Source organism: Micromonospora sp. NPDC005553 (assembly GCF_042871765.1).
In the GTDB taxonomy this organism is placed as follows: domain Bacteria; phylum Actinomycetota; class Actinomycetes; order Mycobacteriales; family Micromonosporaceae; genus Micromonospora.
On sequence record NZ_JBIAJD010000005.1, the window covers coordinates 100,218 to 123,519 of the forward strand.

The 23,302-nt window shown below is 73.0% G+C and carries 26 protein-coding genes; 7 read left to right on the plus strand and 19 right to left on the minus strand.

The annotated features are described in order from the left end of the window. Nucleotides 1-42: 42 nt before the first annotated feature. Genes ACFYPG_RS21210 through ACFYPG_RS21220 form a run of 3 tightly spaced genes read right to left on the minus strand, consistent with a single transcriptional unit; the run spans nucleotide 43 to nucleotide 3,160 of the window. Nucleotides 43-393, minus strand: coding sequence for a DUF3140 domain-containing protein (locus ACFYPG_RS21210; RefSeq protein ID WP_210794129.1), 351 nt, complete (start codon nucleotides 391-393; stop codon nucleotides 43-45). Beyond that, the gene (locus tag ACFYPG_RS21215) at nucleotides 393-605 is read right to left on the minus strand and encodes a hypothetical protein (RefSeq protein WP_355007898.1); all 213 of its coding nucleotides are present in this window, start codon (nucleotides 603-605) and stop codon (nucleotides 393-395) included. Before ACFYPG_RS21215 ends, ACFYPG_RS21210 begins: the two co-directional genes overlap by 1 nt. Next, on the minus strand, nucleotides 602-3,160 hold the full coding sequence (locus tag ACFYPG_RS21220; RefSeq protein WP_355007897.1) for an ATP-dependent Clp protease ATP-binding subunit: 2,559 nt from the start codon (nucleotides 3,158-3,160) through the stop codon (nucleotides 602-604). The genes ACFYPG_RS21215 and ACFYPG_RS21220 overlap by 4 nt, the downstream gene beginning before the upstream one ends. Before the next feature lie 140 nt (nucleotides 3,161-3,300). On the opposite strand from ACFYPG_RS21220, the gene ACFYPG_RS21225 reads away from it, so the two are divergent. From ACFYPG_RS21225 to ACFYPG_RS21245, 5 genes are all read left to right on the plus strand, one after another. Next, the gene (locus tag ACFYPG_RS21225) at nucleotides 3,301-3,693 is read left to right on the plus strand and encodes a hypothetical protein (protein WP_355007896.1); all 393 of its coding nucleotides are present in this window, start codon (nucleotides 3,301-3,303) and stop codon (nucleotides 3,691-3,693) included. Between the two features lie 152 nt (nucleotides 3,694-3,845). After that, entirely contained in the window at nucleotides 3,846-4,106 is a 261-nt protein-coding gene (locus ACFYPG_RS21230) for a hypothetical protein (RefSeq protein WP_355007895.1), read from the plus strand. Nucleotides 4,107-4,112: 6 nt separating this feature from the next. Beyond that, entirely contained in the window at nucleotides 4,113-5,210 is a 1,098-nt protein-coding gene (locus ACFYPG_RS21235) for a hypothetical protein (RefSeq protein ID WP_387353551.1), read from the plus strand. Beyond that, nucleotides 5,203-7,878 carry an FtsK/SpoIIIE domain-containing protein gene (locus ACFYPG_RS21240; RefSeq protein ID WP_387353553.1) on the plus strand — a complete coding sequence of 892 codons (2,676 nt, stop codon included), beginning with the start codon at nucleotides 5,203-5,205 and terminating at the stop codon, nucleotides 7,876-7,878. Before ACFYPG_RS21235 ends, ACFYPG_RS21240 begins: the two co-directional genes overlap by 8 nt. After that, nucleotides 7,875-8,537 (plus strand): hypothetical protein, encoded by a 663-nt coding sequence (locus ACFYPG_RS21245; RefSeq protein ID WP_355007892.1) that lies wholly within the window; start codon nucleotides 7,875-7,877, stop codon nucleotides 8,535-8,537. The genes ACFYPG_RS21240 and ACFYPG_RS21245 overlap by 4 nt, the downstream gene beginning before the upstream one ends. 219 nt (nucleotides 8,538-8,756) lie before the next feature. Here the strand turns inward: ACFYPG_RS21245 and ACFYPG_RS21250 are convergent, their stop codons facing one another. The 12 genes from ACFYPG_RS21250 to ACFYPG_RS21305 all read right to left on the minus strand — a co-directional run bounded on the left by ACFYPG_RS21250 (nucleotide 8,757) and on the right by ACFYPG_RS21305 (nucleotide 16,743). Then, a complete protein-coding gene (locus ACFYPG_RS21250) occupies nucleotides 8,757-10,034 on the minus strand; it encodes a cupin domain-containing protein (RefSeq protein ID WP_387353556.1) in 1,278 nt (425 codons plus the stop codon). Nucleotides 10,035-10,043: 9 nt separating this feature from the next. Continuing rightward, nucleotides 10,044-10,349, minus strand: a complete 306-nt coding sequence (locus ACFYPG_RS21255; RefSeq protein ID WP_091408405.1) for a hypothetical protein — start codon at nucleotides 10,347-10,349, stop codon at nucleotides 10,044-10,046. Between the two features lie 569 nt (nucleotides 10,350-10,918). Then, nucleotides 10,919-11,347 (minus strand): DUF2267 domain-containing protein, encoded by a 429-nt coding sequence (locus ACFYPG_RS21260; protein WP_091408397.1) that lies wholly within the window; start codon nucleotides 11,345-11,347, stop codon nucleotides 10,919-10,921. Further along, nucleotides 11,340-11,525, minus strand: a complete 186-nt coding sequence (locus ACFYPG_RS21265) for a hypothetical protein (RefSeq protein ID WP_112676583.1) — start codon at nucleotides 11,523-11,525, stop codon at nucleotides 11,340-11,342. Before ACFYPG_RS21265 ends, ACFYPG_RS21260 begins: the two co-directional genes overlap by 8 nt. 111 nt (nucleotides 11,526-11,636) lie before the next feature. Further along, the gene (locus tag ACFYPG_RS21270; RefSeq protein WP_355007890.1) at nucleotides 11,637-12,509 is read right to left on the minus strand and encodes a DUF72 domain-containing protein; all 873 of its coding nucleotides are present in this window, start codon (nucleotides 12,507-12,509) and stop codon (nucleotides 11,637-11,639) included. Between the two features lie 48 nt (nucleotides 12,510-12,557). Next, nucleotides 12,558-12,956: a TraR/DksA C4-type zinc finger protein gene (locus ACFYPG_RS21275; protein WP_355007889.1), complete on the minus strand. Its 399-nt coding sequence runs from the start codon at nucleotides 12,954-12,956 to the stop codon at nucleotides 12,558-12,560. Between the two features lie 164 nt (nucleotides 12,957-13,120). Then, entirely contained in the window at nucleotides 13,121-13,783 is a 663-nt protein-coding gene (locus ACFYPG_RS21280) for a uridine kinase (RefSeq protein WP_355007888.1), read from the minus strand. A gap of 41 nt (nucleotides 13,784-13,824) precedes the next feature. Continuing rightward, nucleotides 13,825-14,430 carry a winged helix-turn-helix domain-containing protein gene (locus ACFYPG_RS21285; RefSeq protein WP_355007887.1) on the minus strand — a complete coding sequence of 202 codons (606 nt, stop codon included), beginning with the start codon at nucleotides 14,428-14,430 and terminating at the stop codon, nucleotides 13,825-13,827. Nucleotides 14,431-14,677: 247 nt separating this feature from the next. Beyond that, nucleotides 14,678-15,211, minus strand: coding sequence for a winged helix-turn-helix domain-containing protein (locus tag ACFYPG_RS21290; protein WP_357204212.1), 534 nt, complete (start codon nucleotides 15,209-15,211; stop codon nucleotides 14,678-14,680). A 50-nt stretch (nucleotides 15,212-15,261) separates the two neighbouring features. Next, the gene (locus ACFYPG_RS21295) at nucleotides 15,262-15,753 is read right to left on the minus strand and encodes a rhodanese-like domain-containing protein (RefSeq protein WP_387353560.1); all 492 of its coding nucleotides are present in this window, start codon (nucleotides 15,751-15,753) and stop codon (nucleotides 15,262-15,264) included. Between the two features lie 44 nt (nucleotides 15,754-15,797). Next, nucleotides 15,798-16,253, minus strand: coding sequence for a cysteine dioxygenase family protein (locus ACFYPG_RS21300; RefSeq protein ID WP_355007884.1), 456 nt, complete (start codon nucleotides 16,251-16,253; stop codon nucleotides 15,798-15,800). A 112-nt stretch (nucleotides 16,254-16,365) separates the two neighbouring features. Next, complete coding sequence (locus tag ACFYPG_RS21305) at nucleotides 16,366-16,743, minus strand: signal peptidase I (protein ID WP_357204206.1); 378 nt, start codon at nucleotides 16,741-16,743, stop codon at nucleotides 16,366-16,368. Nucleotides 16,744-16,807: 64 nt separating this feature from the next. On the opposite strand from ACFYPG_RS21305, the gene ACFYPG_RS21310 reads away from it, so the two are divergent. Continuing rightward, nucleotides 16,808-17,200 (plus strand): ankyrin repeat domain-containing protein, encoded by a 393-nt coding sequence (locus ACFYPG_RS21310; protein ID WP_387353561.1) that lies wholly within the window; start codon nucleotides 16,808-16,810, stop codon nucleotides 17,198-17,200. Nucleotides 17,201-17,231: 31 nt separating this feature from the next. Further along, a complete protein-coding gene (locus tag ACFYPG_RS21315; protein ID WP_387353563.1) occupies nucleotides 17,232-18,182 on the plus strand; it encodes a DUF3500 domain-containing protein in 951 nt (316 codons plus the stop codon). A 167-nt stretch (nucleotides 18,183-18,349) separates the two neighbouring features. Here ACFYPG_RS21315 and ACFYPG_RS21320 read toward each other — a convergent pair whose 3' ends face one another. The 4 genes from ACFYPG_RS21320 to secA2 all read right to left on the minus strand — a co-directional run bounded on the left by ACFYPG_RS21320 (nucleotide 18,350) and on the right by secA2 (nucleotide 23,293). Then, nucleotides 18,350-19,108, minus strand: coding sequence for a class I SAM-dependent methyltransferase (locus tag ACFYPG_RS21320; RefSeq protein WP_387353565.1), 759 nt, complete (start codon nucleotides 19,106-19,108; stop codon nucleotides 18,350-18,352). A gap of 239 nt (nucleotides 19,109-19,347) precedes the next feature. Then, a complete protein-coding gene (locus ACFYPG_RS21325; protein ID WP_387353566.1) occupies nucleotides 19,348-19,839 on the minus strand; it encodes a DUF2231 domain-containing protein in 492 nt (163 codons plus the stop codon). A gap of 239 nt (nucleotides 19,840-20,078) precedes the next feature. After that, entirely contained in the window at nucleotides 20,079-20,819 is a 741-nt protein-coding gene (locus ACFYPG_RS21330) for a GAF and ANTAR domain-containing protein (RefSeq protein WP_355007878.1), read from the minus strand. Nucleotides 20,820-21,001: 182 nt separating this feature from the next. Continuing rightward, a complete protein-coding gene (gene secA2, locus ACFYPG_RS21335) occupies nucleotides 21,002-23,293 on the minus strand; it encodes an accessory Sec system translocase SecA2 (RefSeq protein ID WP_387353568.1) in 2,292 nt (763 codons plus the stop codon). Between the last annotated feature and the right edge of the window lie 9 nt (nucleotides 23,294-23,302).

The following is a 23,302-nucleotide window of genomic DNA, read 5'->3' on the forward strand; positions in this document are numbered from 1 at the left end:
CCGTCCCGGGTTCGGGACGGCACCGTCGCGGGTGAACCTCTCTCAGCGTTCAATGAGCGGGTCGTGACCCAGGTCCAGCAGGGAGTGCCGCCAGTTGTCGTCGGCGTTGCCGCGCGACGGTTTGGCGTCCATCAGCTCGCGGATCCGCTCGACTGCCTCCCGCATCACCTCGATGTCCTCCGGGGTGAGGTCCACCTTGCGCTTGTTGAGCACCTTGAGGATCTCCCGGCCGGGCTGGGGCAGGTCGAGGTTCGGGTTCGGGCTGAACGACTCCTCCCCCGAACCCCGGGTCAGCAGCCAGGTCCGCAGCTGCTCCGACGGGACGTTGACCTCGGCGTGGAAGTCCTCCCAGAGCACTTCCACCTCGGGGTCGAGCCGCGCTTCGCGTACCATCAGGTCTCCTCTCCGGGCGGCGGCCCGGACGTCTCCGGGTCGTCCTGGTCGGTCTTCGGATGCAGGCCCTCCGCGGGCACCCGCGTCCGGCGGGGGTTCGCGGTGGGCGACGCCAGGATCGGGTCGGGATGGTCGTCCTCGTCCCGGGGTTTCGCGGACTCCGCGGGCTGGTGCGGGTCCTCGTGTTCGTCCCTTCGCGCCGGCCCGCTCATCGCGGGTGTGTGGTCGTGGCGGCGGTGTACCCCCGCTCGCCCGCTGTCACGTCGAAGGTGAGCGCCCCGTCGCGGACGTCCACAGTGACCTTCTGCCCCGGCGAGATCGCCGACTCCAGCAGCATCCGGGACAGGTGGTTGTCCACCTCCCGCTGGATCACCCGGCGCAGCGGGCGGGCGCCGAACTCCGGCTGGTAGCCGTGCTCGGCGAGCCAGTCGATGCCGGCGGTGGTGAACTCCACCTGGAGGTCCTGGGCGTGCATCCGGCGGCGGGTCTCCTCCAGCAGCAGCGCGGTGATGTCGCGCAGCTGCTCGGCCTCGAGCCGGCGGAAGATGATGACCTCGTCGATGCGGTTGAGGAACTCCGGGCGGAAGTTCTCCTGCAGGCGGCGCATGAGGCGCTCGCGCAGCTCGTTGCTCTCCTGCTCGCTGCCCACGTCCCCGGTGCCGAAGCCGACCGAGCGCTGGGCGCCGGTGATCAGTTCGGAGCCGAGGTTGCTCGTCATGATCAGGACGGTGTTCTTGAAGTTCACAGTGCGACCCTGACTGTCGGTGAGCCGCCCGTCGTCGAGCACCTGGAGCAGGATGTTGAAGACGTCCGGGTGGGCCTTCTCGATCTCGTCGAGCAGCACCACCGCGTACGGGCGGCGACGCACCGCCTCGGTGAGCTGACCGGCCTCCTCGTAGCCGACGTATCCGGGCGGCGCGCCGACCAGCCGACTGACCGTGTGCCGCTCCTGGAACTCGCTCATGTCCACCCGGACCATCCGGTCCGCCTCGCCGAACAACGCCTCGGCCAGGGCCCGCGCCAACTCGGTCTTGCCGACACCGGTCGGGCCGAGGAACAGGAAGCTGCCCATCGGTCGCTCCGGGTCGGCCAGCCCGGCCCGGGAGCGGCGCACCGCCTCGGCGACCGCGGTGACCGCGTCGTCCTGACCGACCACCTTCTGGTGCAGGTGACCCTCCAGGCGCAGCAGCCGGTCGCGTTCCTCCTCGGTGAGCTGGCTGACCGGAATGCCGGTGGCCCGGGAGACCACCTCGGCGATCTCCTTGGGGCCCACCTCGGGCACCTGGGATCCGGACGAGCCGTCCTCGCCGTTGGCGCGTCGGATGTCCTCCTCCAGCTCGGAGATCCGGTCACGCAGCGCGGAGGCCCGCTCGTACTGCTCGTCGGTGACGGCCTGTTCCTTGTCCCGGCGTACCTCGTCGAGTTCCTGCTCCAGCTCGCGCACGTCGGACGCGGGGGTGCGGGTCCGCAGCCGCACCCGGGCGCCGGCCTGGTCGATGAGGTCGATCGCCTTGTCCGGCAGGAACCGGTCGGTGACGTACCGGTCGGACAGCTCGGCGGCCGAGACCAACGCCTCGTCGGTGAAGCGCACCTGGTGGTGGGCCTCGTACCGGTCGCGTAGCCCGCGCAGGATGGCGATGGTGTCGTCGACGCTGGGCTCGGGCACCAGCACCGGCTGGAACCGCCGGGCCAGGGCGGCGTCCTTCTCGATGCTCTTGCGGTACTCGTCCAGCGTCGTCGCGCCGATCACCCGCAGCTCGCCGCGGGCGAGGGCGGGTTTGAGCATGTTCGACGCGTCCATTCCGCCCTCGCTGCCGGCGCCACCGGCCCCGACCAGGGTGTGGATCTCGTCCATGAAGATGATCAGCTCGTCCCGGTGCGCCCGGATCTCGTCGATCACCTTCTTCAGCCGTTCCTCGAAGTCACCCCGGTAACGGGTGCCGGCGACCAGACCGGCCAGGTCGAGCTGGACGACCCGCTTGCCGAGCAGGGTCTGCGGTACGTCGCCGTCGCAGATCCGTTCGGCCAGCCCTTCGACGATGGCGGTCTTGCCGACGCCCGCCTCGCCGATCAGCACCGGGTTGTTCTTGGTCCGCCGGGACAGGATCTCCACGGCCTGCTCGATCTCGTCGGCCCGCCCGATCACCGGGTCGATCTGGTCGTTGCGGGCCAGGTCGGTGAGGTCCTGCCCGTACTGGTCCAGGGTGGGGGTGCCGCGGTCCGGCTTCGGCCCGGTCATCGGCCCTCGCTCGGCGTTGGCGGCCTGCAACGACTCGGGTTGGATCCGGCCGGCGGCCAGCATCCGCCCGGCCGGCGACTCCGGGTTGAGCGGCAGCGCCATCAGGATGTGCTCGGGGCCGATGTAGTTGGCGCCCATCGCGCGGGACAGCTGATGGGCGTCGAGCAGCGCCCGCTTGGCGGCGGGGGTCAACGAGAGGTTGGGCGGCACCTCCCCGCGTGGCGCGCCGTCGCCCTTTCCGCCGAGGGCGTTGAGCAGGGTGTCCGGGTCGGCCCCGGCCCGGCGTACCAGGTCACGCAGCGGTTCGCGTTGCAGCGCCGCCCAGAGCAGGTGGTCGGTGTCCAGGTCGCTGCTCTGCCGTTGCGCGGCCCGTCGGGCCGCGTCGGCCAGCATCTCCCGGGCGTCGGCCGTCATCAGTCGGGTGATGTCGACCCGGTGCGGCGGTCGGCGCCCTCCCTCGCCCCGGCCGAAGTACCTGGCCAGGAATTCGTCCCACGGGTCGGAGCCGATGTCACCGGGTCCCATCATGTCTGTCCTCCGCAGTAGGGCTCGGCACGGTCGGCAGGGGCTACCCGGCGCGCGCCCCGACAAACGCCGCAGGTGGCGGAGGACCGGCATTCCGGGAGTGGCGTCGGGCCAGGGCCGGGCGGTGGTGGCAGGCTGACCGGATGGATGAGACCCCGCTGCTGATCGTGGATGGCGCCAACGTGGTGGGCTCGCGCCCGAACGGGTGGTGGCGTGACCGTGCCGGGGCTGCTGCCCGGTTGCGCGACTCGCTCGCCCCGGTGGCGACCATCGGGTTGCCGGCCCGGCTGACCGCCCCGGTGGAGGTGGTCCTCGTGGTCGAGGGGGCCGCGCGGGGCGTGCCGGGCACCGAGGGCGTGCGGGTGGTCTCCGCCGCCGGCTCCGGCGACGACACGGTGGTCGAGCTGGTGGAGGGCGCGCCGCGGCGTCGGCGGCTGGTGGTCACTGCCGACCGGGAGTTGCGCGGCCGGGTGACGGCGCTGGGCGCCGAGGTGTACGGCCCGCGCTGGCTCCGCGAGAACCCGACCAGCAACTGAGAAATTCTCGCACTGGGACTCCCACAGATCGGACTCCCGGCACTTCCGAGGGCCTTCCGGACAGGCGGGCAGGAACACCGACAGGGCGGATGTTCTTTCGGAACCGGCGATAGGCTCTAATGGAGATCTCCCCGCCCCCAGGAGGTTCCGCCGTGGCGAGCGTCGCCGAGCTGAAGGCTGCCATCGATGTCGCCCTCCAACAGATCGGAGACGGGCAGACAGCCGTGCACGCGGCCGGCGAAAAACTCTCCGAGGCACAGCAGACCCTGGCCGGGGCGCTGGAGGGCAGCGGGCACGAGACGGTGGAGGCGGCCCAGGCGTCGCTGACCCAGGCCAGCCAGGAGCTGGAGGAGTGTCTCGCCGCGACACTTGTCGCGGTGGAGCAGGCGCAGCTCTACGTCTCCACTCTGTAGGCCGTCATGTCCATCATCGAGGATGTCGGCGGGCAGGTCCGTGCCGCCACCGAGGAGTTCCCGGTGGCGCTGCTCGGGCAGGCGCTGGAGAAGTTCGGCCTGGCCGCGGAGCGGCTGCGCTGGGTACGACAGGAGTCGGCCAACCCGATGGGGGTGCCCGAGCTCTCCGCCGCCACCGAGCACGCCGAGAGCGCCGGCTACGCGCTGCGGGTGGCCCAGGAACAGCTGTCGGCGTACCTGACCGCGATCGGGCTCGGCGCGGACGGCGCCCCGGCGCCCCGCCCTGAGCAGCAACGCGCTCCCCGACACGACACGCCACCGGTTTCCGGGCCCGCCGCGGTCGCGCCGGAGCCGGCCGAGCAGGTGCGAATGCGCCGCTGGTGGTCGGTGCGGGTGGCCGAGCTGACCGGCGGGCGCGAGGGCACCGACGACGAACCCGACGAGCGGGTCGCCGACTCCCAGGAGTTGCTGCGCCGAGTGGTGGGTGGTGTCCGCTCCGGCGACCGGGACCGGCTCCGCAAGGAGCTGCGCCGAGCCCCGGCCGACGTGGGGCTGGGCATGGCGGCGCTGGCGCCGCCGCTGCTGCGTGAGCTGGCCGGCGAGTTGCTCGGGCACCCACCTCGCGCCACCGATCTCGGGCGGCTGCGCGGCGAGTTGGACGGACGCGTGCGCGACCTGCTGCCCGGGTTGCCGCCGCCGGTACTGGAGACGTTGCTGACCCGGGTGTGCCGGATGCCGCCGCCGCGCGCCTCGGGGGAACCACCGCACGCCGCCGACTCCGCGGTGACCGCCGGGGTGGCGACCGGGCTGCTGCTCGCCCGCCTCGGCCGGGACCTGCCAGCCGGCGGCGCGAAAGAACCGGCGGGTGCGGGGCAGCGAGGCGACGTCGGGCAGCCGGCGCGGGCCGGGCAACCGGCGGGCACGCAGCAGCCGGGCGGGACCGGGCGGTCGACGGGCGGAGTTCCCCGCGTCGGCGGTGCGGTGCAGCGCTCCGGTGCTCTGCCGCAGCGCTCGGATGCGCCGCCGCCCCGCCCCGCTGGGCCGCCCCCACGCTCGGGCAGCCCCTGGCGGCACGCGCCGACGCGTCGGGACTCCGATGGCTGACCGGCGCGGTCAGCTGGCCAGCCGGGTCCGGGACACCCTCGCCGAGGCGTTGGGCGCCAGCCGCACCCGACTGTCCGCCGCCCAGGCCGACCTGACCGCCGGACGGGAACGACTGGCCCGGGTCCAGCGGGCCGCGGCTGCCGTACCGGAGCGGGTGGGCGCCCAACGGGACCGCCGCATCGCCGAGATCGACGCCCGCTACTCCACCCGGATCGCGGAGCTGGCCCGGCGGGCCGCCGACGCGGCCCGGCAGGAGGCGCCCGGCTGCGCGGGGGCCGACTGGGCCGGGTGGACGCCGACGCCCGCCCGCCGGGCCGAGCCGCCCGGCGCGCTTCGGGTCGGCACGGTCCGGATCGACGGCGTCGACCCGGTGCCCGCGCTGGTGCCGTTGCTCGACGCCGGGCACGTGCACCTCTCCGGGGACGACCGCGCCGGCTGCGACGCGGTGGTGTCCGCGTTGCTGCTGCGGGCCGTCGGCCGTGCCGACCCCGGGGTGGTACGACTGGTCGGGTACGACCCGGACCAGCTCGGCGGCGGCCTGGCCGGGTTCGCCCCGTTGGGCACGGCGGGGCTGCTCACCTTCGTCGGCCCGGGCGGGCTGGGCCCGCTGCTCGACGACCTGGTGGAGCAGATCCGCCGAATCAACGAGACGGTCCTCGCCGGCGAGTACGCGTCGCTGCGCGAACTCGCTGCGGCGACCGGCCGACGGCCCGAACCGTGGCGGGTGGCGGTGCTGCTCGGCGGGGAGGAACTGAACCGGCACGAGCGCGGGCAACTGGACCGGGTGGTGCGGGCGGGCGCCGCCTGCGGCGTACACCTGGTGGTGCACGGTGTGCCGTTGCCGGAGGATCCGACGGTGACGCGGGTGGTAGCCGGCGTGTCCGGCGCGCGGATCGGCGGCTCGGCCGGGCTGCCGGTCCGGCTGGACCCACCGCCACCGGCGGCGCTGGTCACCGAGACCTGCCGGGACGTCGCCGCCCGGGTGAACGCGGGCCCGCCACCGACTCCCTTCACCGACCTGCTGCCCCCGCCCGAGCTGATGTGGCGGGAGGACTCCGCCGACGGGCTGACCGCGCCGATCGGTGAGGGCCCACAGGGCCGGCCGGTGCGGTTGACGCTCGGCGACTACCCTCCGCACGCGCTGATCGGCGGGCCGTCCGGCACCGGCAAGACCAACCTGATCTTCGCGTGGATCGGCGCGTTGGCGGCCCGCTACTCCCCCGCCGAGCTGGAGTTCTACCTGCTGGACTTCAAGGAGGGGGTCTCCTTCGCGCGGTTCGCGCAGGGCCGGCGCGACCCGAGCTGGCTGCCGCACATGCGGCTGGTCGGCATCAACGTCAACACCGACCGGGAGTTCGGGCTGGCGCTGTTGCGCTTCCTCGCCGAGGAGTTGCGCCGACGCGCCGACGCGGCCAAGAAACACGAGGTGACCAAGCTGGCCGAGCTGCGGGCGGTCGACCCGACCGGTCACTGGCCACGCATCGTCGCCGTGGTGGACGAGTTCCAGATGTTGCTGGCCGGCCGGGACGTGGTCGCCCGGGAGGCGGCCGACCTGTTGGAAGACCTGGCCCGCCGCGGCCGGTCCCAGGGCATCCACCTGGTCCTGGCCTCGCAGGACGTGCGGGGCATCGAGGCGCTGTGGGGCCGCCCCGCGCTGGTCGCCCAGTTCGCCCTGCGCATCGCGTTGCCCAAGGCGCTGCGCATCCTCGCCGAGCGCAACGACGCGGCGCAGTCGCTGCCGCGCTGGCACGCGGTGGTCAACGCCGAGTCGGGCATGGTGGAGGGCAACGAGGTGGCCCGCATCCCGGCGGCCAGCGACTGGGAGACCTGGAGCGGGTTGCAGCACCGGCTGTGGCGGATGCGCGCCCCCGACGCGGCGCCGGCCCGGCTCTTCGACGGCGACGCGATCCCCCGGCTGGCGGACGCCCCGGACTTCCGGGCGCTCGACGTACCGCCGGACGGAACCGCGCCGCGCAACCCGGTGGCCCTGCTCGGCGAGATCATCGACGTGCAGTCCCGCTCGGCGTCGCTGCGGCTGCCGCGCGCCCCGGGCCGCAACCTCGCGGTGCTCGGCACCCGCGTCGACGAGGCGTGCGCGGTGCTCGACGCGGCGGCCCGGTCGCTGGCCCGTCAGCACCCGCCGGGCACCGCCCGGTTCTCCATCGCCTGCCTCGACCCGGACGCCGACCCGATCGCCCGCGCCCTCTACGACGACCTGGCCGACGACGCCGCCTGGTACGACGAGGAGACCGTCGGGGAGCTGATGGCCGAGACGGCCGACGGGCTCAGCGGCCCGGGAAGTCCGCACTACCTGCTGCTGTTCGCCGTCGACGCGGCAGCGGGCGCGTTGGCCGCCCGCGCGGGTCGGCGGACCGGCCTGGAGCAGCTGCGCCGGATCTTGCACGACGGGCCGGAACGACGCACGCACGTGCTGGCCTGGTGGCGGGGTGTGGCCCGGATGCGCGCCGATCTCGGTGGGCCGGCCGCCCGTACCGACCAGATCGGCGCCTGGGTGGCGCTGGACGCGCACGGCGGCGAGCTGGGCTCGTCGCTCTATCCGGGCACCGGCGGCCCGGACTGGTATCCCCGCCCCTGGCGGGGGCTCTTCTTCGACCGGGCGGTGCACCGCACCGGACAGGTGATCATCCCGTATGGACCGATACGATGAACGAACCGGTGGCCAGCGAGACGTACGCGGCGCAGCTACGGCGGCTGGCCGAGCTCAGCGCGCGGGTACGCGAGCAGCGCGCCGAGGCGCACACCTGGCACGAGCGGCAGTGCGTTGCCGCCGAGCGGGCCGTCGCCGAGGCTGCCGACCAGCTCCAGAGCGCCGAGGAGGAGCTGGTCGCTGCCCGTGAGCAGCAGGAACGGGTCGACGCCGAGGTGGCCCACCTGTGGCAGCAGGTCCGTTCGCGCCTCGGTGCCCGCCGTCTCGGTGGCCCGCCCGCCCCGGCGAACGGCGTCGGGGCCACCGACCCGGTGGTGCTGCTCGCCAAGGCCCGTGACCTGCTCGACCGGGCCGGTCAGCCGGGCGAGCTGCCGGGCTCGGTCAACCCGCTGCTGGCGCTCTGCGGGGTGGCCGGTGCCGTGCTGGCGTACGCGCTGGGGGCCGGCGCCCGCGCGCTCGGCATCGGGTACGGCGGAGACCTGGCGGTCGGGTTGCCGGTGCTGGCGCTGGTGGTGACCCTGCTCGGGCCGCTGGTCGGTCTGGTGCCGGCGCGGGTGCTGGCCGACCGCCGGCACGCGGTGCTCGGCCCCCGGCCGATCACAGTGGTCCTCGGTGCGGGGGTGGTCGCCACCGGGCTGCTGCTGGCCCTCGGCCGCTGACCCCGCGCGGCGCGGCCTCCGCCGGTCTGGCCCTCGCAGGGTCCTCCGCCGCGCGCAGCCCCGCCGCCGTTGCCCCGCGCTTCCGGCGGGATGATCGACTCGGCTTCCTGAGAACCGTGCTGTTCCGGCCTGGCGGACACCGCGACTTTCCGAGAACCGAGTCGATCACGGCCGACGAGTCCGTCCGGCCGGGACGGTCGATCATCGCCGACCGGCCGGTCAGGCCGGGACGAGCACCGCCTCGCGGAGCAGGCGGCGGGCCAGGGTGACCCGGTCGGCGTCGTCGGGCAGGCCGGGCAGGTCGCCGACCCGGGTGACCACTCCGCTGAGCAGCGCTCGGGCGGCCGGCTCGCAGTTCGCCGGAAGGGTGATGGTGCGGTCGAAGAGCCGCAGCGCCACGCTGTCCGACCCGTGCGGCACGAGCTGCCAACGCAGGCCCGGCCGCACTGTGAGCCGGGAGTCGGCGTCCAGTGTGGCCAGCGCGTCGGCCTGGGCGAGCGGCCGGATCGGCGCCGGGCGGGCGGCCGGCCAGGCGCGCTGGCGCAACCGCGCGGCGACGGCGCTCGGGTCGGCGCGCAGCAGCCAGTCCCGCAACGCCTCCACGGTCTCGGTCAGCTCCGGCTCGATGTCGTCCGGGTCGGCGACGTCGGTGCCGAACGGCAGGCTGGCCCGCAGTCGCTGGTCCTCGGCGGACAGCGCCAGCAACTCCTCGACCAGGGCGTAGCGGGTGAGCGCGCGAATGCCCACGGTCAGGTGCAGCGAGCTGGCGTCCTGTGCCTGCGCGCTGTGCAGCCAACCCCGGGGCAGGTAGAGGGCGTCACCGGGGGCGAGTACCACGTCCAGCGCGGCCGGACCCTGCGCGGTGGCGCCGACCTCGTCGGCGCGTCCACCCCACGGCTGCTTCTCCAACGGGTCGGGCAGGACCGGCGGGTGGATCCGCCAGTGCTTGCGGCCATCGACCTGGAGCACGAACACGTCGTGGGTGTCGTAGTGGGTGGCGAAGCCCTGGCTGCCGGCCGGTGTCAGGTAAGCGTTGATCTGCAGCGGCTGGTTGAGCGCGAGGCCCAGGTCGCGGGCGAAGTCGATGAGCGGCGGCCAGATCCGGTGCAACCCCTGCAACACGAGGGTGGCCCCGGACGCGTACTGCTCCAGGACCCGCTCGTCGAGCACCTGGTCGCCGATCTCGGCGCCCGCGCCGCCACCGCCGGTCCAGCGCGAAGCCGCGACCAGCTGCCCGTCCTTGGCGACGCGCAGGAACGGGGTACGCAGACCGCGCCGGCTCAGCAAGTCGTCGGCGTCGGCGGGGCTGAGCAGGTCGGTGAAGCCGGCCGGGTCGGGCAGTTCGGCGGCTCGGGACAGCAGCGGGGTGTGCCCCCAGTGCGCGGCGGCGAACTTGGCCGGTTCGACCGAGACGCAGCGGGCCAGCGCCGCGGTGGCCTCGGCGGACGCAACCGCCGGGCGGCCGTGGTGGCCGCCCGGCGGGTCGAGGTAGGTCATGGCGAGCCGCTACCGGGCGCTGCCGTCAGCGCCACCGTCCTGCTGGCCCGGGGTGGCACCACCATCGGCGGGACCCTCCGCGCCGCCATCGGCGCCACCGTCGTGCTGACCGGGAGTGGCACCACCGTCGGCGGGACCCTCCGCGCTGCCATCGGCGCCACCGTCGTGCTGACCCGGGGTGGCACCACCATCGGCGGGACCTTCCGCGCCGCCATCGGCGCCACCGTCGTGCTGACCGGGCGTCGCGCCGCCGTCGGCCGGACCCTCCGCGCCGCCGCCGCCGGTGGTCTGCATGTCGTCATCGTTGAGTGCCATCGGTACTCCCTCGGGTGTGCCGCCCCGCCGTACGCCGGGGTCCGTCGTGTTGCGGGTGGTACCCCACGCGCGATCTTCTCTAACCCTCACCGTAGACGCCGAACCGGGGCGACACGGGCAGTTCGCGAGCGGCGGCGGAGAGTGCCAGGATGGGTGGGTGATCCTGGTGGACACGTCCGGCTGGCAGTACCGGGACTGGCGCGGGCGCTTCTATCCGCAGGGGCTGCCGCAGCGGCTCTGGCTGGAGCACTTCGCAGCCGGGTTCGCCACGGTCGAGGTCAGGAGAACGCGTCTATCCCACCCTCACCGGCCGCCGCAACGGACCCCTGACCCGCCGAGCGCATGGCCTGGCGGGCTTCACTCCGATGAGCGTGATGTCTGTGAGTCATGACGATGACTCACAGACATCACGCTCATCGGTGGAAGTGGTTCCAGCGCTCGTCCCTGGCTAGCCGTTGGGCTTGGCGGCCAACAGCCCGCCGGGCCGGGCACCCGGTGTCGCGGGTGCCCGCCGCGGACGACTGAGCCCGCCCGACAGCGGTCGGGCGGGCTCGCGGTGTGTCAGACCGTCACGGCATCATCGTGGCGAGGTCCTTGGGCATGGTGTCCTTCACGTCCTGCCACTCACCCTGGGTGACGTGGCGGCGCAGCGTGTCCAGCACCACCTGCGTCACCCGCTCCGCGCCACCCTCCGCGTCGTACGGGAAGCCCTGCCGAACCTCGTAGAGGAAGTCGTCACGGTTGAGCTTGATCGGCACGTCGGACGGCACCCAGCCATCGAAGTAGATGCCCCGTACCAGCACCGGCAACTGCTGGGCGAACTCCACGCTCTCGTTCACCGGCAGCCGGTCGCGCAGCAGGTGCAGCACCGTGCGCAGGGCCGCGTACGACTGGTTGCGCCGTTCCTTCGGCCAGCCGTACGCGTTCTCGATGTCCTTGAGAATGAGGTTCGTCTTGTCCAGCGAGGACTCGAACGCCGAGATCATCGAGTCAGCCATCGGTCGACCCCCGTTCCGTGGTGTCCCACCGTCGGTCGTCGGCGCGACGCGGCGGCCCCACCGGGCCACGGCGGGCCCGCACCGGGCTGCCCTGTGGTGCGCGCCGGGCGTTGTCGGCCGTGCCGACCACGTGCAGGACGGCACCACGCCGTCGATCCGTCACCACTCGAACCGTCATCCCCGTCACCTCCGTGTCGTCTCCGGCGTCGGCCGCCCGTGGACGGCCGTACCCACCGCGTCCACCCTGCCTGTGGGTGGGGTGAGTCGTCCCCACCCTGATCGGGTGAGGTCAGTCGACGTCGAGGAGAGCCGCGAGGGTCGTGGCGTTGGTCTGCGCGTAGTCGCGGTAGCAGTTGTTCATGAGCACGTGGGTCTGGCCTGCCTCGTCGGCCAGCTCGCGCAGCTTCGGCGCCCAGTCGGCCAACTCGCGCCTGGAGTAGTGGTAGCCGAACTTCTCGTGGATGTCCTTGCTGGTCCACTTGTCGCTGTGCCCGTGGAAGCGCATGACCGCGAGGTCCGCGGTGGCGGCCAGCACCGGGGGCAGCGACGAACGGTGGCCCTGCGGCATGTCCACGCAGACGTACGGCAGTTTGTGCTCGCGCAGAAAGGCCAGGGTCTCGTCGGCGTTGTCGCCGTCGAACCAGGAGGCGTGCCGGAACTCGTACACCGGGCGCAGCGGCGCGCAGCGCTTCGCCACCTCCAGCAGGTACTGCTTGTTGGCCCGCTTGATGGTGAACCAGGGTGGGAACTGGAACAGCAGCGCGCCCAGCTTGTCGGCCTCGACCAGCGGGTCCAGCGCGCTCAGGAAACGCGTCCACACCTCCTCGTACGACTGCGCGGGCAGGTCGTCGGGGTAGACGTTCTTCTTGTCCGTCTCCGGGCGCAGGTCCTTGTAGAGCGCGCTGACCCGGGTGGGGTGCCCGGTCAGCAGGCTGAACGCCTTGACGTTGAAGGTGAAGCCGGCCGGGGTGCGTTCGGCCCACAGCCGCGCGGTCGCCTCGGCGGGCGGCGAGTAGTAGGTGGCGTCCACTTCGACCAGCGGGAACTGCTTGGCGTAGTAGGCCAGCCGCTTCTCCGGGGTGTCGGCGGTCTGCGGATACCACCCCGAGTCCAGCAGTGTGCGGTCGGTCCAGGACGCGGTGCCCACGAGGATGTCACCCATGGCTGAAGTCCATCGCGTCCCGGACCGACCGGCAACCGCTGAGGTGGCTCAGGCCGCCCGCCGCTCGCGAGTCTGCTTGCACGTCACACAGGTGGTGGCGGACGGGAAAATCTCCAGCCGCTCCACCGGAATCGCCGCCGAGCAGCCCTCGCACCAGCCGTAGGTGCCCTCCTCGAGCCGGCCGAGGGCGTGCTCGTACTGGGCGCGGCGGTCGAGGATGGTGCGCAACAGGGACTGGGCGGTGTCCCGCTCGGCCGTCTTGGTGCCGCTGTCGGCCTGGTCGTCCCCGGCGGTGTCGCCAACCTCCACCAGCCGCAGCACCTGGCTCTGGAGCACCGCGTGGTCGTACTCCGCGGTCAGCTCGTCGTAGCGTGCCTGGAGCGACTGTCGGATCTGGTCGATCTCCGTCTGGGACCGGGCCGTACCGACCGTGTCGTGGACGAGCATCGCTGCCTGCCTTTCCTGGGCCTGTGGCACAAGGTGAACCGGGTGCCGGCGGCGCGGGGCCCCGGTCACGGTCGCGTTCGGTGCGCGGGCGATCACCCGTGCTCTGTGAGCCGGGCGAGTACCCGCCGGACCAGCCGGGCAAACCGACAAATTCTCGGTTGTTGTCAGTCGTTCTCGCCGGGCTCCACGAGCGCCGGTCGGCGGGGGTCGTCGGCGCGTACCACGACGTCGGCGAAGCTCGCCGGGACGACCTCCTCGGCGTACCGGTCGAAGGCCGGCAGCGCCCACTGCTGGGCCGCTTCGGTGCGTCGGCGAAGCGCCGCCGGGGACAACTCCAGGTGGACGGTCACGTCGAACGGCAGGCCGCCGCCGAGCAGCAGCGAGCCGCTGACCAGGACGACACCGCCGGGTGCCAGGTCGACGTAGCGGGCACGGCTGGCCCGGTCGGCGTCGGCGTCCCAGAGCGACGGGAGCAGCCGGCCGCTGCCGCCCGCAGCGGCCGGGTCGAGCACCTCCCGGCGCAGCCCGGCCTCGTCGACCCAGGCCTCGTAGAAGGAGTCCGGGTTGGTGCGCCCCAGCTCGAAGCGCAGCGACGCGGGGCGCAGGAAGTCGGTGGCGCGGACGTGCAGCACCGGGTGGCCCTGCGCGCGCAGCGGGTCGACTAGCGCCGCGGCCAGCTCGTCGGCGCCGGCGGCGGGGGCGCCGTCCACTGCCACCCGCAGCCGCGCGGGCCCGGCGGCGGCGCTCGCGGCGCGGGTCGCCGCGTCGGCCAGCCGGCCGGTCAGCTCGGTGACGAGCAGGTCGGGCGAGATGGGGCGGATGCGCACCGGACCATCCTGCCCCGCGCCGGGTACGCGGGTGTCGCCGGTCAGCCGCTGCGGTCGATGGTGACCCGGGCGTCGTCGGCCAGCCGGTAACCCACGCCGTAGACGGTGGTGACCAGTGGGACGTCGACGCCGACCTTGCCGCGAAGCCGACGCACGTGCACGTCGACGGTGCGCACGCCGGCGTGCTCGTAGCCCCAGACAGCGTTGAGCAGTTGCAGGCGGGTGAACACCCGGCGCGGGTGGGCGACCAGGTGCAGCAGCAGGTCGAACTCCAGCCGGGTCAGCGGCAGCGGCTCCTCGTCGCGCAGCACCGAGCGCGACGAGGCGAGGATGTGCAGGGCGGGGATGGTCGGGCTGATCGGGCGGGCCGGCGACCGGTTGGCGGGCGCCTGGTCGGGGCGGCGTTCGGTCGGGACCGAGCCGATGATCACGCCTTCGCCCCGCTCCAGCATCTCGCGAGCGGCCTCCAACAGCCGGCGTGCCGCCGGGGTCAGCGACTCCTCACAGGCCAGCGGGATGGACAGCGTCACAGTGAGCACGGGCGCGGCGGTGTTCGCCGGGCGACGCTGGCCGCCGGGAGGTCGACCGGGCACCGCGGGTTGGGACGTATGCCATCCGGCACGCGACGAGGCGGGGCTGACCGACATGGTCCTCCTTGGGCTGGTCCGGGTATCTCCCCACGGCCCGGGACGCCGCTTCATCGATGCTTCCCGGCGCCTGGGCGAGGGTCAAGAGGCGGCTGCGTTGCATGAATGTGACAATTGACGAACGCATCGGAGCCGGATGCTCGCTCTGCGTACGAGTCCTGATGATTACAGCAGAGTCGTCGACATGCCCCGTTACGGGGGTCCCCGACCGGTTCACCAGGCGGTCACATCGCCTCTGGACCAGGGCTCAGCTGCTGTGATCCACGCTGATCAGGGCCTCGTCGGCCAGCCGGTAGCCGACGCCGTAGACGGTGGTGACCACCTCCGAGCCGGCCAGCTTGGCGCGCAGCCGGCGGACGTGCACGTCCACCGTCCGGGCCACCGCGTGCTCGTAGCCCCAGACGCTGGAGAGCAGTTGCAGGCGGGTGAACACCCGGCGGGGTCGCTCGGCCAGGAACAGCAGCAGCTCGTACTCGATGCGGGTCAGCGCGATGACCCGGTCACCCTGGCGGACCATCCGCGAGCCGGCCAGGATGCGGACGTGATCCGGTGCAGCGGGGCGCGGGGCCGGTCGCGGCCCCGACGCGGGCTCCTCCACGGCACGCAGTTGACCCTCCCCCGATTCGGCCAGCTCGCCGAGCAGTTGCACGAGCCGGGCCAGCCGGGGGCTCAGCGGCCCGGGGACGAGGTCGAGGGTGATGGTCAGGGTCGGGCTGGTGCGCGGACGGGCCGACGGGCGCACGCCGGGGTGACGGCGCGTGGGGATGGCGACGACGGACATGGTGCCTCCTGAGTGGCGGTACGCGCGCCACGCCGGGTGTGGCGTGACGGTCAGCGGCGCGCCCACCCGGCGTTGACCGGGGACGCGAGGGGTGAAGGGTGGTGCAGTGGGGTCGGGCCGAGGGCCGGTAGGCCGGCGATGCGCCAGGCCGCGAACCCACCGACCACATCGGTGGCCCGGTGCAGGCCGACGTCCTGCAACGCGGCGGCGGCGAGCGACGAGGTGTAGCCCTCCTGACAGAGGATCACCACCGGCACGTCGTAGTCGACGGCCTGCGGCAGCCGGGCCGCGCAGCGTGGGTCGAAGCGCCACTCCAGCACGTTGCGTTCGACGATGAGAGAGCCCGGCACCACGCCGTGCGCGGCCCGCTGCGCCGCCGGGCGGATGTCGACGAGCAGCGCTCCGCTCCGGTACGCGAGGTGCGCCCGCTCCGGGTCCAGCCGGCGCAGCCGGGCCCGCGCGGCGGCCAGGATCTCGTCGATGCCCCGGGAGCCCGGTGGCGGCGGCACGGGGGCGGGACAGTGCTCGGCGGTTGTCTGCATTCTCGGATTCCTTCCGGTGACAGGGGGGTTCTCGGGGCGCGCGACTACCAGGACCGACCGGCCTCGGCGACCTCGGCGACCCGCAGCCGCCCGTCGAGGAGGTGATAGCGGGTCATCCGCAGCAGCGCCGGCCGGTAGACGTGCACGCTGACCGCCGGTTCGACGCCCCGGTTGGTCACCTGGTGCACGTGCCGGGGGCCGAAGCGGCGGCCCGCACCTGCCGGCAACAGTCGGGGGCGCAGTCGGCCGGCGCTGACCGTCTCCTCGGTGAGCACGCCGCTGACCACCCGGAACGCTCCGGAGGAGCCGCCGTGGTCGTGCAGGTCGGTGCCCTGCCCGGGCAGCCAGCTCAGCGCCCACACCTCGTGTTCGTCGCCGGCGGCGAGGCGGGCGTACCAGCGCTCGGCTGGATCGAAGCGCAGCGCGACCGGCCAGCCGGCCGGGTCGGCCCACCCGGCGGCAACGGTGAGCAGGTCGGGCTCCGGACGGTGGTGCGTCATGGCGGTTCCTCGCGGGTCGTTCGGCGGGGTGCTCTCGTACTCTAGACGGCAAAGCCTATAGGTTTAGTAGGTAATTCCGTCTGATGGGACGCAGGTCATCCGCTCGGGTGAATCAGCGCAGCACCGGCGGGTCCGTGCGGTAGCCCGGCAACGAGGGCCAGCGCACTGTCAACACCACCGACGCGCGCTCGGCGAACCAGGAATGGTCCACCCCACGGGCCCACACCACGTAGTCGCCCGGAGCGGCCAGCCGTACCGTCCGGTCCGGCAGCTCCACCCGGAAACACCCCTCGACGAGTACGAGCAGAGTGGTGCGCACCTCGCCGGTCGCCCACCGCGCCCGGGCCTGCCCGGGCGGATGCACACCCCACTTCACCTCGACGTCGGTGCTGTGCCGGATCTCCCCCGGCGGCGCGAAGTGCCCGAGCAACCAACCAGCGTTGGTGGCGCCGTCGACGCCCGCGTTGCCCACGTACACCGTCTCACCCATCGGACCCCTCACCCTGCGCGCCGGCCGAGCAACCTATCAGGACCGGTGTGGCTAACCTGGACCGGTGACCGAGAACCTCGACGCCGAGACGCTGGCGTTCGCGCACCGGATGTTCGACCTGGCCCGCGCTGGCGCCACCGACGAACTGGCGGCGCAGATCGACGCCGGCCTGCCGGTCAACCTCACCAACGACAAGGGCGACACGCTGCTCATCCTGGCCGCGTACCACTCCCGACCGGACACGGTGGCCGCCCTGCTCAGCCGCGGCGCCGACCACACCCGAGCCAACGACCGAGGTCAGACCGCGTTGGCAGCGGCGGTCTTCCGCAGCAGCGCCGAAGCGGTCCGCGCGCTCCTCGCCGCCGGCGCGGATCCGGCACACGGCAACCCGTCGGCCATCGAGACGGCGCGCTTCTTCGACCTGCCGGAGATGACAGAGCTGCTGCGCGTCGGCTGACACCGGCACGGCCGGCCGGTATACAGGGTCGGTGGAAGATCCCCTGCCGGAGCAGATGCGGACGGCCGCGACCGCGCTGCTGACCGCGCTCGACCCCGCCGCCCGCGAGAGCGCCGTGCACTCGTTCGACGACGAGGCGGCCCGACGCTGGCTGGAATACCGGCCCCGACCCCGACCGGGCGTCTGCCTCGCCGAACTCGACGTCACCGCCCGCAAGGCCGCGCACCGGTTGCTGGCCACCGCGCTCAGCCACTCGGCGTACGCACAGGCGATGGCGATCATCTCGCTGGAGGAGGTGCTGGACCGGGCCGAGGGCTGGCAGCGCGGGCGGCACAGCGCCGACTACTGGGTGGCCGTGTTCGGTGACCCCGCACGCGACGACCGTTGGGCGTGGCGACTCGAAGGGCACCACCTGTCGGTGAACATGACAGTGGTGGACGGTCAGGTCTCCCCCGCGCCGATCTTCTTCGGCGCCAACCCGGCCGCGGTCCGCTACGCCGGCCGGCCGGTCTCCCGCCCACTCGGTGTCGAAGAGGACCTGGCCCGCGCCCTGCTCGACGCGCTGGGCCCCGCCGAGCGGGCCGCCGCGATCATCGCCGACGAGGCGCCGGCGGACATCATCAGCGCCACCCGTGGGCGGGTCGACGCGCCGCTGGAGCCCCTCGGCGTACCGGCACAGCGGCTGGGACCGACCGGCCGCGCCCTGCTCGACCAGGTGGTCGCCCTCTACCTCGACCGGTTGCCGCCCGAGTTGGCCATCCGGGAAGCGACCCGACTGGACTCCGGCCCGTTGCACTTCGCCTGGGCCGGCCCGACCCACCCCGGGCGGCGGCACTACTACCGGGTGCAGGGTGACGACCTGCTGATCGAGTACGACAACACCACAGCGGACGGCAACCACGCACACACCGTGCTGCGCCGTCCCGCCAGCGACTTCGGCGCCGACGTCCTGGCAACCCACCACCAAACCCACCCCCACTAACCCCACCCGGCCCTCGCCCCGCCCTGCCTCGTCCCGTCCCGCCCCGCCCCGCCCTCGTCGATCTTGCAGTTTCGGTGGTCGGATTGCCCTTCTGGACGGCTTTTGCCGGGACAGAAAGTGCAAGATCGACGCGTGCGGGGGGTGGGGGGGGCGTGGGGTGGGGTGGTTCAGGGGTGGGTGGCCTCGATGAGGAAGCGTTGGGCGTGGGCGACGAAAGGGCCCTCTTCGGCGATGCGGTGGTGGAGGTCGCGCAGAGGTGCGCGGTAGCGGTCGACAGTGAACCCGGGCACGGTCCAGATCACCTTGCGCAGGAACCAGACCACCGCGCCGATGTCGGCGAACGTCGCCCGCAGCGTGGCCCGCCGCAGGTCGACCACCCGCAGGCCAGCGGCCTCGGCGGCGGCGACCGCGTGTTCGGGGTGCCGCTGGGTCGGCGGTGGCAACGGCCCGAGGATCGCCTCACTCAGCTCCCGCATGGTGCCGGCGCCGATCTGCTGGGACAGGAACGTCCCTCCGGGCCGCAGCACCCGTGCCGTCTGAACCCAGTCGGTACGCACCGGATGCCGGCTGACCACCAGGTCGAACGAGGCGTCGCGAAACGGCAGCGGCCCGTCCGGGGCGACCGCGACCACCGTCGCGCCGACCCGACGCAGGGTCCGGCGGGCGACCTCAACGTTCGGCGGCCACGCCTCGGTCGCCGTCAGCAATTTTGGGGGACGCGGCACTTCGGCGAGCACCTCCCCGCCGCCGGTGTCCACGTCCAGCGCCGCGTCGGCCCGCGCCATCCGGTCGGCGACCAGCCGGGCGTACCCCCAGGGTGGACGCTCCTCGGTGGCCCGGCCGGCCAGCCAGTCGAAGCCCCAACCATCGACGGGCGCGGCGGCTGCCTCTGCGATCAAGTCCTCGGCGTCACGCTCAGCGGTCATGGCGGTCAGCCTCGCGGCCGGTCACCCGGCCGGCAACCCAATTGCCGCCGCCCGGCCGAGGGTGCCCGTGAGCCTCTGCTCCTCACGCGCGGACTGGAGGATCCGAGCGCCTTCGGGGCCCATGTCGTGCGGCTCGGCCAGGTCCGCCCGGGGGAAAGCCCGCGAGCTGGCGAGGCGCGGTGTAAGCGGCGCCGTGCGGTGCCTACGTGGCAGGCGCGAGATCTTCGGGAGCGAAGGTGTCAGCGGATCGTGGGCCGACCAGCCGTACGGATGCCGGCGAGCGCGTCCAGGCCGCCGGTCTCGGTACGTCCGCTGTCGAACTGACGCATCAGCCGTGCGCCCAGGTGCACGCCGACCGCGCCGACGGCCAACGCGACCAGCTCGGTGGCCAGGATCGTGACCGACGCGCCGCGTTGCGGGGAGTGTGACCGGACCAGGCAGGTGAGCAGGAACATGGCTGCCATCAGCGCGTTCACCAGGTTGAAGGCGACAGCGGTGCGGCGGGTACGGTCGCCCGGCACGTCCCACAGGTCGACCATGCCGGCCACGGCGGTCAGGGCGGCGGCGACGAGCGCGGCGACGCCCGTCCAGTAGCCGACCTCGCCGAGGAACGCGGGCCCGCCGACGACGTCGGTGAGGTCGAAAACGGTGGCGCTGACGAAGAGCCCGAGCGGGAAGGTCACGAGCATTGGTTGGATCGGGTGCCCCTGCACCCGCAGCCGGCTCTGCATCGGTCCTCCCCCGGGTCGGCGCAGCTCACCTGACCAGAGTGCTACCCGAGGGCGGTCGCGACGAAACGATGCCGCCCGACTCGCCGGCAGCAGAAAGAACGGGCACCGAAGCCGCAGCGTGACCAGCGCTGACCAACTCGGGTTCCCGGAAGTCGGGGCGTCCGCGCGACTGTGACACCGCGGGTTCAAGGACTTCGCGTCGATCACGGGCGGCGCCACGGTGGAGATGCCGGCCGGGGTCAGTTGTCGCGTTGGCGGGAGACCGTCCGGACCAGGCGCTCGGCCACCTCGCGCAGCGGGATGTCGAGCGACGAGGCGGCGGTCCGCAGCACGTCGAGGGCCTCGGCCGGAGGGCACCCGCGCTGCGTCATGATGACGCCGACGGCCTGGCCGACCACCCCGTCGTGCAGGAGTGAGGCGTCCCGAACACCTGCGAGGGTGAGCTGTCGGTTGCGGTCACGGACGGCGGCGAGCAGCAGACCGGCGTGTTCGGCGAGCAGCATCGCGGTCAACTGGTGTTGCGGGGTCAGCAGGTCCGGCGCGGCGGCGTACAGGTTGATCGCCCCGATGACCTGGTCGTCGATGTCGACCGGTGCGGAGATCACCCCGCGTACGCCGAGGTCGCGGGCGTGCGCCGTCCAGGCCGGCCAGCGGGGCTCACCGGTCAGGTCGGCGGCGAGGATCATCTCGCGGAGGTGGATCGCGCTCATCGCCGGCGTGTCCGGCCCGTGTCGCAGGTCGTCCAGCCCGGCCAGCCCCTCGTCGGAGGCGGCCACCCCGGCCGGCTCGCCGGCCCGCAGGGCGGTGAACCCGCACCAGCGCACCCCGGCGACGGCGTCCCGCGTGACGCGGACCAGGGCCAGCAGCGCCTCATCAAAGTCGGTCAGGGCGATCAGCCCGGCAGTCAGCTCCCGCAACAGTGCGGCTGCTTCCAGCACACCAAGGGTGTGCACCACCGGTTCCCGCGTGTCGAGGTTCACCGGTTCGCAGCCTCCGTGCCGTCTCGCGCCTGACCGGTACGCTTCGTCACCTGTGTCATCGTCTGCTCTCTTCCCGACTCGACCGACCAGCCCTACTACCCTGGGAAACCTGGGTCGAAACGGCGTAAATCGGGGCCCCGGTCGCGCGCGGAAGCGCGGTCGGGGCCCCGAGCGTCGAAACGTCAGCGCGAGCCGCCGCCGAGCCGCCGCCCGATCGACGCGATCAGACGGTCGAGCTCGGACCCGAACGGGTTGTCGTGCACCAGGTACGTCCAGGTCGCGGTGGGCCGGACCAGGGTGCCGTCGTCGGGCTGCCAGTCCTCATCGAATTCGGTCTCGGTGAAGGTGGCGATGGTGCGGGCCTCGATCGCCGGGATCAGGTCGTTGAACGCCGGCACCGCAGCCCGGTGGAACTCGTCCAGCGGGTCGAGCCGGCCCAGTGCGCGCAGGTGCACGCCCTCGCGGACCTCGGACAGCTCGGCCAGGTGCTCGGCCCAGAGACGGTCCAGGTGGTAGAGCGCGATCGACCGGGCGGCACGGGCGAGCAGGTCCTCGTCCATCTCGCCGGCCTTTTCGGGCTCCTTCTCCAGCAGCATCACCGCGGCCACGTCGCTGGTCAGCAGCCGCTCCCGGCGCGCGGCAAGGGCCTTGCGCTGCTGCTCGATCACCACGCTGTAGCGCCAGGTGTTGCGGTGGATCTCGTGGTTGACGCCCTCGGCGACCCGCTGGGCGTGCTCCACCGCGTAGTCGACCTGCTCGTCGGTCACCAGACCGTCGGCGTTCATCCGCGGTGACGCCGGCACCGAGTCGGCGGCGTGCCGGACGACGAGGTCGTCCTCCAGGCTGACGAAGAAGACCGAGCCACCCGGGTCGCCCTGCCGGCCGGCCCGACCACGCAACTGGTCGTCCACCCGGCGGCTGTCGTGCCGGCCGCTGCCGATCACGTAGAGCCCGCCCAGCTCGGCGACCCGCTCCTGGTCGGTCTGGTCGCTGCCGCCGAGGCGGATGTCGACGCCACGGCCGGCCATCTGGGTGGAGACGGTGACCGCGCCGTACGCGCCGGCCTCGGCGATGATCGTGGCCTCTTCGTCGTCGTTCTTGGCGTTCAGCACGACGCACGGCACCCCGGCGGCGTTCAGCCCGGCGGCGAGCCCCTCGGACTCCTTGACGTCCAGGGTGCCGATCAGCACCGGCCGCCCCTTGGCGTGCGCGCGCTGGATCTCGTCGACGAGCGCCTCGTCCTTCTCCGCCCGGGTGGCGTAGATGCGGTCCGGCTCGTCCTCGCGGATGCACGGGGTGTTCGGCGGGATCACCGCGACCTCGAGGCTGAAGAACTCCCGCAGTTGGTCGCCGACGAGCACCGCGGTGGCGGTCATCCCGCACACCTTCGGGTAGAGCGCGATGTACGCCTGCATGGCGATGGTGCCGAGCACCTCGCCCTCGGCGGTGGCGTCCAGCCCCTCCTTGGCCTCGACAGCGGCCTGGAGACCGTCCGGCCAGCGGCGGCGCTGGGCCACCCGGCCGCGCATCTCGTCGACCAGCTCGACGGAGCCGTCCCGGACGATGTAGTCCACGTCACGGTGCAGCAGGGCGTGCGCGTGCAGCGCCACGTTGACCGCGGAGAGCTGCTCGACGTGCTCCTCGTCGTACAGGTCGATGCCGAGCTTGGCCTCCATGGCGGCCAGGCCGGCGGAGGTGAACGCCACGCTGCGCCCGTCCTCGGCGACCGTGTAGTGCTTGTCCTTGCGCAGGCCACGGACGAGCGCGGCGGCGGCGTGCACCGGGTCCTGCTCGCCCGGCACCGCGCCGGCCAGGACCATCGGCACCCGGGCCTCGTCGATCATGATCGAGTCGGCTTCGTCGACGATGGCGGTGGTCAGCGCGGGCTGCACCCGGTCTTCCACGTCGGTGACCAGCTGGTCGCGCAGGTAGTCGAAGCCCGCCTCGCTGACCGAGACGTAGGTGACGTCGCAGGCGTACGCGTCGCGCCGCTCCTGCGGGGTGGAGGCCTCGTTGACCCAGCCGACGGTGAGGCCGAGCAGGGTGTAGACCGGCTCCATCCACTGGGCGTCGCGGCGGGCCAGATAGTCGTTGATGGTGAGCACGTGCACCGGGCCGTTGCCGAGCCGGACGTGCCCGTACGCGGCGATCGTCGCGGTCAGTGTCTTGCCCTCACCGGTGGCCATCTCGGCGACCTTGCCGGAGAGCAGCGACATCGCGCCGAGCAGCTGCACGTCGTACGGCCGCTGGTCGAGGCCGCGGCGGGCGGCCTCACGGCCGACGGCGCAGATCTCCTCGTAACCGGCGGCGGCACCCGCTGCCGCGGTCAGCTCGGCGTCGTCGAGCGCGGTGAGCTCAGCCTCGCGCGCCTCGATCGCCGGGAGCAGTTTCTCCAGCGGAGCAAGATCCACGGTCGAGCCGGGGCGCTGGAGGAACCGCCGGAACTTGCTCTTGAACCGTTGCGACACACCCATGAGCGGCAA

What these genes read in the sequence shown, in the direction of transcription:
- ACFYPG_RS21210 (WP_210794129.1), bottom strand. Translation starts at nt 393, where the DNA reads ATGGTACGCGAAGCGCGGCTCGACCCCGAGGTGGAAGTGCTCTGGGAG.
- ACFYPG_RS21215 (WP_355007898.1), bottom strand. Translation starts at nt 605, where the DNA reads ATGAGCGGGCCGGCGCGAAGGGACGAACACGAGGACCCGCACCAGCCC.
- ACFYPG_RS21220 (WP_355007897.1), bottom strand. Translation starts at nt 3,160, where the DNA reads ATGATGGGACCCGGTGACATCGGCTCCGACCCGTGGGACGAATTCCTG.
- ACFYPG_RS21225 (WP_355007896.1), top strand. Translation starts at nt 3,301, where the DNA reads ATGGATGAGACCCCGCTGCTGATCGTGGATGGCGCCAACGTGGTGGGC.
- ACFYPG_RS21235 (WP_387353551.1), top strand. Translation starts at nt 4,113, where the DNA reads ATGTCCATCATCGAGGATGTCGGCGGGCAGGTCCGTGCCGCCACCGAG.
- ACFYPG_RS21240 (WP_387353553.1), top strand. Translation starts at nt 5,203, where the DNA reads ATGGCTGACCGGCGCGGTCAGCTGGCCAGCCGGGTCCGGGACACCCTC.
- ACFYPG_RS21245 (WP_355007892.1), top strand. Translation starts at nt 7,875, where the DNA reads ATGAACGAACCGGTGGCCAGCGAGACGTACGCGGCGCAGCTACGGCGG.
- ACFYPG_RS21250 (WP_387353556.1), bottom strand. Translation starts at nt 10,034, where the DNA reads ATGACCTACCTCGACCCGCCGGGCGGCCACCACGGCCGCCCGGCGGTT.
- ACFYPG_RS21255 (WP_091408405.1), bottom strand. Translation starts at nt 10,349, where the DNA reads ATGGCACTCAACGATGACGACATGCAGACCACCGGCGGCGGCGGCGCG.
- ACFYPG_RS21260 (WP_091408397.1), bottom strand. Translation starts at nt 11,347, where the DNA reads ATGGCTGACTCGATGATCTCGGCGTTCGAGTCCTCGCTGGACAAGACG.
- ACFYPG_RS21265 (WP_112676583.1), bottom strand. Translation starts at nt 11,525, where the DNA reads ATGACGGTTCGAGTGGTGACGGATCGACGGCGTGGTGCCGTCCTGCAC.
- ACFYPG_RS21270 (WP_355007890.1), bottom strand. Translation starts at nt 12,509, where the DNA reads ATGGGTGACATCCTCGTGGGCACCGCGTCCTGGACCGACCGCACACTG.
- ACFYPG_RS21275 (WP_355007889.1), bottom strand. Translation starts at nt 12,956, where the DNA reads ATGCTCGTCCACGACACGGTCGGTACGGCCCGGTCCCAGACGGAGATC.
- ACFYPG_RS21285 (WP_355007887.1), bottom strand. Translation starts at nt 14,430, where the DNA reads ATGTCGGTCAGCCCCGCCTCGTCGCGTGCCGGATGGCATACGTCCCAA.
- ACFYPG_RS21290 (WP_357204212.1), bottom strand. Translation starts at nt 15,211, where the DNA reads ATGTCCGTCGTCGCCATCCCCACGCGCCGTCACCCCGGCGTGCGCCCG.
- ACFYPG_RS21295 (WP_387353560.1), bottom strand. Translation starts at nt 15,753, where the DNA reads ATGCAGACAACCGCCGAGCACTGTCCCGCCCCCGTGCCGCCGCCACCG.
- ACFYPG_RS21300 (WP_355007884.1), bottom strand. Translation starts at nt 16,253, where the DNA reads ATGACGCACCACCGTCCGGAGCCCGACCTGCTCACCGTTGCCGCCGGG.
- ACFYPG_RS21305 (WP_357204206.1), bottom strand. Translation starts at nt 16,743, where the DNA reads ATGGGTGAGACGGTGTACGTGGGCAACGCGGGCGTCGACGGCGCCACC.
- ACFYPG_RS21320 (WP_387353565.1), bottom strand. Translation starts at nt 19,108, where the DNA reads ATGACCGCTGAGCGTGACGCCGAGGACTTGATCGCAGAGGCAGCCGCC.
- ACFYPG_RS21325 (WP_387353566.1), bottom strand. Translation starts at nt 19,839, where the DNA reads ATGCAGAGCCGGCTGCGGGTGCAGGGGCACCCGATCCAACCAATGCTC.
- secA2 (WP_387353568.1), bottom strand. Translation starts at nt 23,293, where the DNA reads ATGGGTGTGTCGCAACGGTTCAAGAGCAAGTTCCGGCGGTTCCTCCAG.